6 protein-coding genes and 1 pseudogene are annotated in these 6,994 nt (G+C 63.6%); 4 read left to right on the top strand and 3 right to left on the bottom strand.

Annotation, left to right across the window (positions count from 1 at the left end; genetic code table 11):
• Positions 1–331, top strand: a pseudogene (locus tag AC27IO_RS18295) (MFS transporter); the annotation flags it as partial.
• Positions 332–424: 93 nt separating this feature from the next.
• Here the strand turns inward: AC27IO_RS18295 and lgt are convergent.
• Positions 425–1,246, bottom strand: coding sequence for a prolipoprotein diacylglyceryl transferase (gene lgt / locus AC27IO_RS18290; RefSeq protein WP_284428883.1), 822 nt, complete (start codon positions 1,244–1,246; stop codon positions 425–427).
• 384 nt (positions 1,247–1,630) lie between these two features.
• On the opposite strand from lgt, the gene AC27IO_RS18285 reads away from it, so the two are divergent.
• Positions 1,631–3,796: a TonB-dependent receptor gene (locus tag AC27IO_RS18285; protein ID WP_498740056.1), complete on the top strand. Its 2,166-nt coding sequence runs from the start codon at positions 1,631–1,633 to the stop codon at positions 3,794–3,796.
• Between the two features lie 63 nt (positions 3,797–3,859).
• On the opposite strand, the gene AC27IO_RS18280 is transcribed toward AC27IO_RS18285, so the two are convergent.
• Entirely contained in the window at positions 3,860–4,264 is a 405-nt protein-coding gene (locus AC27IO_RS18280; RefSeq protein ID WP_284428885.1) for a hypothetical protein, read from the bottom strand.
• 18 nt (positions 4,265–4,282) lie between these two features.
• A complete protein-coding gene (locus AC27IO_RS18275) occupies positions 4,283–5,875 on the bottom strand; it encodes a Fic family protein (protein ID WP_498740054.1) in 1,593 nt (530 codons plus the stop codon).
• Between the two features lie 277 nt (positions 5,876–6,152).
• Here AC27IO_RS18275 and AC27IO_RS18270 point away from each other — a divergent pair, with 277 nt between their 5' ends.
• Both AC27IO_RS18270 and bfr read left to right on the top strand, forming a co-directional pair.
• Positions 6,153–6,338 carry a hypothetical protein gene (locus AC27IO_RS18270; protein ID WP_284428887.1) on the top strand — a complete coding sequence of 62 codons (186 nt, stop codon included), beginning with the start codon at positions 6,153–6,155 and terminating at the stop codon, positions 6,336–6,338.
• Between the two features lie 92 nt (positions 6,339–6,430).
• Positions 6,431–6,907, top strand: coding sequence for a bacterioferritin (gene bfr, locus AC27IO_RS18265; RefSeq protein ID WP_272548335.1), 477 nt, complete (start codon positions 6,431–6,433; stop codon positions 6,905–6,907).
• The last annotated feature ends 87 nt before the right edge of the window (positions 6,908–6,994 follow it).

Below are 6,994 nucleotides of genomic sequence, written 5' to 3'. Positions count from 1 at the left end.
CCTGGCGCTGGTGGCCAGCGCGACGGTGGCGCTATCGGGCCTGGGGTTCGCGCAGTTCCTGGCCAGCTCGCTGCTGCTGGGCGTGGGCTGGAACCTGATGCTGATCGCCGGCACCACGCTGCTGTCAGAAAACCACGCGGAGCACGAACGCGGCCCGGCCCAGGCGCTGATGGAGCTGTGCAACGGCGGCATGGCCGTGGCCATGTCGTTCGGCTCGGGCGCGCTGCTGTCGGGCATCGGATGGACCGCCATCAATGCGGCCATGCTGGTCCTGCTGGCCGTGGCGCTGGGCCTGCTGTGGTCGATGGCGCCGCGGCGCGCGGCGGTCTGAGGCACCTGCGGTGCCGATTCGCCCCCAGGGCGTTTGCTACATTTTCAATAGCAAAATGCCTTAGTATTTATTGCGCTGGAGGCCCCTGGGGCCTCAAGCCCTTTGCAGCACCGGCTGGCGCCGCGCCCACACCCACATGGCGATGCCGGCGACGATCATCGGCACGCACAGCCATTGGCCCATGCTCATGCCCAGCGAGAGGATGCCCAGGAACGCATCCGGCTCGCGGAAGTATTCGGCGATGAAGCGGAAGCTGCCGTAGCCCACCAGGAAGGCCGCGGCCACCTCGCCCTGGCGGCGCTCGCGGCGGGCATAGAGCCACAGCAGCACGAACAGCAGCACGCCCTCCAGCAGGAACTGGTACACCTGCGACGGGTGGCGCGGCAGCAGCGAGCCGCTTTGCGGGAACACCATGCCCCAGGGCAGGTCCGGGCTGCTGAAGCGCCCCCACAGCTCGCCGTTGATGAAGTTGCCCACGCGCCCGGCCGCCAGCCCCGTCGGCACGCACGGCGCCACGAAGTCGGCCACCTGCAGCCAGGGCCGCTTGCGCGAATGCGCGAACCACACCATCGCGGCGATCACGCCCAGCAGCCCGCCATGAAAGCTCATGCCGCCCTGCCAGATGTAGAAGATCTCCAGCGGGTTGGACAGGTAGTAGCCCGGCTTGTAGAACAGGCAGTAGCCCAGCCGCCCCCCCGCCACCACGCCCACCACGCCGAGAAAGAGAATGTCCTCCACGTCGCGCCGCGTCCAGGCACCGGGCCCGGTGATGGAGGCGAAGGGCTCGTGGCGCAGGCGCCGCACCCCGAGGAACATGAACAGCGCGAAGGCCGCCAGATAGGTCAGGCCGTACCAGTGGATGGCCAGCGGGCCCACTTGCAGGGCGATGGGGTCGATTTGGGGGTACATCAGCATGGTGGGCGGTATTGTGCCCGCCCGGCATGACGGTTCCGGCCGGCGCCCTGGAGCGGCGGCCGCTGCGGCGGCGGCGCGGCGCGCCGGCCGGCCAGGCGCCGCCGCAGTCCACCCGGAGGACTTCGTCATCGCATTCCGCCGGGCGGGATATGGGCCGAATCGGGCCCATGCCGGCGTTTCGATTGCCTTCGACGCTATTTAATTAATAGCACCAATCCCACGCGCCCGGCCGACGACCCCGATCGGCCCGTGGTGGTGACATCATAATTGATAACGCTTCTCATTCTTCTAACCGCTTTCCGCCGCCCGGCGGTCCTCTCCCGGCCCTTCACGGCCTGGCCACGGACCCCGGCCCGCCGGCCGCAAAGCCCGCTCCTGAACACCATGCACCGACACGCCTGCCGCGCAGAACCCCGATTCGCCCCCACCCCGCTCGCCCGCCTCGTCCGCCATTGCGTCGGCGCAGGGCTTCTGATCGCCGCCGCCGGCGCCGGTGCGCAGACCGCCGCCCGGACGGCGCTCGACGAAGTGGTCGTGTCCGACCAGGCCGAGGCCATCGGCGGCCTGCAAAAGACCTATTCGGGCGGCCAGTTCGCGCGCGGCGGCAACCTGGGCATCCTGGGCAACACCGACCTGATGAACGTGCCGTTCAGCACCACCAACTACACCTCGGAGCTGATCGACAACCAGCAGGCACGGACCGTGGCGGACGTGGTGATGAACGACGCCTCGGTGCGCACGCTCACCTCGCGCGGCGGCTTCGGCGACGACTTCCAGGTGCGGGGCTTCACCCTGTCCAACAGCGACATCAGCATGAACGGGCTGTTCGGCTTGGCGCCGTCCACCAGCATCCCGCTGGAGACCATCGAGCGCGTCGAAGTGCTCAAGGGCCCCGGCGCGCTGACCAATGGCGTGGGCCCGAGCGGCAGCGTCGGCGGCAGCATCAACGTGGTGACCAAGCGCGCGGCGGACGTGCCGCTCACGCGGCTGACCACCACCTACATGGGCAAGGCGCAGTTCGGCACCCACCTGGACGTGGGCCGCCGTTTCGGCGAAGACAACCAGTGGGGCGTGCGCGTGAACGGCCTGGTGCGCGGCGGCGAGGGCAACATCGACGGCGGCAAGCAGAACCTGGGCCTGGGCTCGGTCGGCCTGGACTACGCCGGCGCCCGCACGCGCTGGTCGCTGGACGCCTTCGCCACGCGCGGCGAAACCAAGGAATTCCGGCCCCAGATCAACTTCGCCGGCACGGCCACCTCGGTGCCGGCCGTGCCCGACGCGCGGCTCAACTTCTACCCCGGCACGAAGCTGCAGGACAACGTGAAGACGGTCATGTCGCGCCTGGAGCACGACCTGAACGACCGCACCACCGTCTACGGCAGCCTGGGCTACATGGACATGGACTACGAGCAGACCTTCCCCAGCGGCCGGCCCGACGCGCTGGGCAACTTCCGGGTGTCGAACGCCTATTACGACCAGTACACGAAGTCCAAGGCCGCCGACGTCGGCCTGCGCACGCGCTTCAAGACCGGCAGCGTCGGCCACACGCTGGCGCTGGGCGCGAACTACCTGAACCAGGAAACGGGCTACTTCTACGCCACCTCGGCCACGACCAACGCCTCCAACCTGTACAACCCCTCGCCCCTGCCCGCCATGACCGTGGCGCGCGGCGCACCCGGCAAAAGCTCGGTCACCGACCAGTCGAGCCTGGCCCTGGCCGACACCATGGCCTTCCTCGACGACCGCCTGCTGGTGACCCTGGGCCTGCGCCACCAGACCATGGAGCAGGAAAACTTCACGCCCACCACCGGCGTCTCCACCAGCCGCTACGACAAGAGCGCCGTGACGCCGCTGGCGGGCGTGGTGTTCAAGCCCGCGAGGAACATCTCGGTCTATGCCAACTACACCGCAGGCCTCACCCGCGGCGCCACCGCCGGGGTCACCACCGCCAACGCCGGCGAGACCTTCGCCCCGCAAAAATCCAAGCAGCACGAAGTGGGCGTGAAAGTGGACTGGGGCCAGCTCACCACGCAGGCCGCCATCTACCAGATCAAGAAGCCCGGCGCGGTCACCGACCCGGTCACCAACGTGTACAGCTTCGGCGGCGAGCAGCGCAACCGCGGCCTGGAGCTGACGGCCTACGGCGAAGTCCAGCGCGGCCTGCGCCTGATGGCCAGCGCCGCCTTCAACGACGCCAAGCTCACGCGCACCGCAGGCGGCCTGAACCAGGGCAACCACGCCGCCGGCGTGCCGGACCGCACCTTCAACCTGGGCCTGGACTGGGACACCCCCTGGGTACAGGGCCTGAGCCTGAACGGCCGCGTCATCCACACCTCGCCGGTCTATGCCGACGCCGCCAATCGCCTGCGCGTGGGCAACTGGACGCGCCTGGACATCGGCGCCCGCTATGCCACCAAGGTCTCCGGCAAGCCCGTGGTGCTGCGCGCCAGCCTGGAAAACGCGTTCGACAAGAACTACTGGGTGGTCAGCAACTACGTGACCGTGGGTGCGCCACGCACGCTGATGCTGTCGGCGGCTGTGGATTTCTGACGCTAGGTTGCCTGGCAGGAAATTAGAGGCCCGAACAACGCCGCCGGCGTTGCCGTGTCAGCCTCATGGTGCAGAGGACGCTGAACCTCGATTCGCGCCGGTGGGGTGCAGAATCTGCTCCAGCTTTTCGCGAATCGCTTCCGGTTTGCTTCCACTGCGGTTGATGGTTTCGCAATTCCCCAGCGCCGTTTCTTTGGACAGACTCGGGGACCGGGCGTAGCGCAGGGACTCGCAGTCGCACCGCAACCGGGCTTTCAAGGCCTTTGTCCGCTGAATCCGAACTTCGGCCACCCAGCATGCGTCGGCGCAGCCGCAGGAGCGGTAGTTGAGCACTTCGCCGCGGTAGGGCCAGTCCAAGCGGTAGATACCTGCTCCTCCAGCGTGCGCCATCGCAGCGGTGGAGACAAAACAAAGCACCAAAGTGCTGCGCAGGACACGCCGTGCGGAGACGGGTTTGTCAAAAGGCATCTTTGGACATAGTGAGTTTTAACGCCTTGAGGTTTTCAATCCCAAATGTTTTTCGTAAATCTCGACGGTCTTTGTCATGCCCTCGACCGTTAAGGCAAAGGCATCGTCAGGACCTTCTGGGTTGCGTCCGCTGGAGAACACGATGATTGGATGTTTTGGACTGTTGGCGGGCGGCAGACCATAGCTCATCAAAACCCAGTCACCCGCAAGCCTAGCCGTGCGGCCGTTGGCATCGGGGAACGGGTGAATGCTCATCAAGCGCTGGACCGTTGCCGCTGACAGTTCGGCAGGACTCATTTGGCCTTGCGACACCTGAGCGGATGCCTGTTCAAACCATTCATCGAACTGAGCCATCTCCGCACCCACTTCTCGCTCGTCTACCACCGCAGCAGCAGCGCTTCCCTGGGGAAATCCGGTCGGTTGCCGGCGAAACTCCCCAAATCGCGCGCCAAATTTTTCAAATGCATCAGGGTCGTTGAAAGGCATGGTGCCTTGGCCCAGCATCGCATTCAGGCGCTTCAGATGGTCGGTATCCAACGGCTGGTGCTGGCCGATCCATTCTTTGATTTGATGATTGGCGGCCTTCCAATTGCGCCCTGCCAGTGGTGTTGATTGCGCGGTATTGGAGAGACCGGCCCTGCCCTGGTCCACTTCCAAGCGGGCGGCCTCTGCCTTCTGTGCCACTCTAGCGCCGCCGGTTTCGATCAGCTTCTGGATCGTTCCCCAGTGCTTTTGCACGTGCTTGAGTTTGGCGTCTTGCTCTTTGCGCACAGGCGGACTGATGGGTTGGTTTAAAACCAAGTCCATCAGGCGGATCTGCGTGCCTCGCGTGCCGACATGCACCTTTTTGAAGTTCAGGCCTGGTGGAAGCTGCTGCATGGCCGCGTTGTCCGCTAAGTTCAGCGACTTCAGCTTTGGGAGGGCACCAATACCAGAAGGAATGCTCGAGAGCGAGCAACCTTTCAATTCCAGATGTTCAATATTGGGGCTCTCGCCTAATTTCTCCGGTAAATGGCTGAGCCTCGGATTATTAGAGAGATCGATTTGCCGGATTTTTGGGCCCATCCCGCCTTCCGGCAAGACCACCAAATTACAACGGGTTGCCTCGATCACCTCGAATTTTTTCAAATCCGCCATCGATGCAGGGAGTTCGGTCAATTGGCCGTTATTTTTAATCTCCAGCATGACCAACTCCCCCGCCTGACCGATATTTTCCGGCAACTCATGCAGGTCACAATCGTTTGCCTGGATGCGGGCCAATGCGGGGGCGTAAGCCAGATCGGGCGGCAAATTTTTGAGTGAAGGGTTGCCATTCACAATGAGGTTTCCCAAATGTGGCAGCAAGAAAAGCCCATCCGGAAGACTGCTCAGATGTTTCCCTTCCAAGTCTAGAACGAAGGACTCCTCCTCGTGGGCTTTGAGAATTTTGGTTTTTACCGACTGGGGACCTGACCAATTCGTCAAAAAATCTTGGAGCATTTCCCTTTGCTCGCTCTTGCTCTGCGGCAATACTGGCCTGATTTCCGCCCTGCCCGATCGACCCCTTATCGAGGGAGACATCATCAGGGTAGACCCCGGCTCGGATGCGACCCGCTCGGCAATTTCCGTCATCCTTCGCCGATCCAGCGCAGGTCCACGGGGCTGAAACGCAAATGCCTTTCTTGGAGCAGACGAACTGGAACTCGATGAGTTGCCCTCGACGCGTGGAGGCAAATCAGATGGGCGATGGAGCGCAGCCCGATGCCTGAGAGGCGGGCGTTGGGTACTCGGCCTTTCCCCTGATGCAGTCGGGTTACCACGACGTGATGATGAATCAATGGGCGATGACTTCATTAGGGGACTCCATAGCAATTCGTTAAATCATCTTAAAAAATGCAAAGGAAACCCAATGATCGAGCACGAAGCAATGGCAAAAATAACGAATTACTCTCGCTTGACGAATTGGCAGCACATCTCCTTGTTGAAAGTCGAGCATCTTTTCCTGCAATTGACCATCGATGCACGAAATACCGATCGGCTCCATCAACGCCGAGCGCTATCATCATCAAAGCACCCCCAACGCGAACGCTTCTGATCCCGGTACGCATGCAGAGCGCCGGCCCGGGGGCATTCACCCGCGGGCCGGGTGGCCGCGCGATACTCCTGCCCTGATTCCAAGGAAAACACATGCAGGGAAACCCACAGGTCATCGATTATTTCAAGGACCTGCTGCGCGGCGAACTGGCCGCGCGCGATCAATACTTCATCCATTCGCGCCTCTACGAAGACCAGGGCTTCGTGAAGCTCTACACGCGGATCGACCATGAAATGCAGGAAGAGACCCAGCACGCCGACGCGCTGCTGCGGCGCATTCTCTTCCTGGGCGGCATGCCCGACATGCGCCCGAAGGAATTCACCCCCGGCACCACGGTGCCCGAGATGCTGCGCAAGGACCTGGCCACCGAATACGAAGTGCGCGCCGCGCTGCAGCAAGGCATGGCCCTGTGCGAAAGCGTGCGGGACTACGTGAGCCGCGACCTGCTGCTCGCCCAATTGCGCGACACCGAGGAAGACCACGCCTACTGGCTGGAAAAGCAGATCGGCCTGATCGACAAGGTCGGCCTGCAGAACTACCTGCAGACACAATCGGCCTCCGCGGACTGATCCTGCGCCCGGCCAAGGCGCGCACGCCAGGGCGGTGTGCGCGCTTTCTTTTTCCAAGCCGTTCAAGCCCCACGCCGGCGTTTTCAT

It is taken from the genome of Acidovorax sp. KNOB132, from assembly GCF_057541515.1.
The sequence above is the reverse complement of the archived record's forward strand: the minus strand, read 5'-3'. Positions and strand labels throughout refer to the sequence as shown.